Source organism: Bartonella sp. AC535YNZD (assembly GCF_042196625.1).
GTDB lineage: Bacteria > Pseudomonadota > Alphaproteobacteria > Rhizobiales > Rhizobiaceae > Bartonella.
Genome location: NZ_JBHIQP010000100.1, coordinates 1 through 565, shown reverse-complemented (window position 1 = coordinate 565; position 565 = coordinate 1). Strand labels below are relative to the sequence as shown.

Annotated in this window: 1 protein-coding gene and 1 pseudogene; one reads left to right on the top strand and one right to left on the bottom strand. The window is 34.7% G+C overall.

What is annotated here, in order from left to right; genetic code table 11:
* Positions 1 to 175: asparaginase domain-containing protein (locus tag ACFIM8_RS09430; RefSeq protein WP_375614864.1), on the bottom strand; the 175-nt coding region annotated here is incomplete at its 3' end.
* Between the two features lie 219 nt (positions 176 to 394).
* Between ACFIM8_RS09430 and ACFIM8_RS09425 the strand changes: the two are divergent.
* Positions 395 to 565 (top strand): annotated as a pseudogene (locus ACFIM8_RS09425) (HslU--HslV peptidase proteolytic subunit); the annotation flags it as partial.

Here is a 565-nt window from a genome sequence, read left to right as displayed (position 1 = left end):
ATAAAGATCCACTTGGTAATTGTGTCAGTGTTTGTGCGTGAATATGAGCAACTTTATTTAATTCTGGAACACTTTTAATGAGGATATCTGAAGTCAATGTTGGTTGCATTTGGCCAAAATTGTTTTCAGCCATTGCAATGGTTCCTCCCAATGTCCCTATTGCTATTTTTTTCATATTTTTTCCTTAGAAGTAAACTGCTTATAAAAACTGTTTAACAACAATTTGCATTGATAACAACGATATCATTTTTTTCATTTCAGCAAATTGTTATAGTGCTAAAACATTGTGTTTTGCGTTATATGTTCTTAAATAGAGACAATAGTGATTGGATTTTACATTTGATGGAAAGAAATCAATATTTAAGAACAAAGATCAATATTAAGGAGTCTCCTTATGGCAGAACATAAGCCAGATATAATGTATGGTACAACTATTATGACTGTACGAAAAGGTGGTAAAGTCGTGATGGCCGGTGATGGTCAGGTCTCACTTGGGCAAACAATTATGAAAGGCAATGCACGAAAAGTTCGTCGCCTTGGCAAAGATGGAACGGTGATTGCGGGT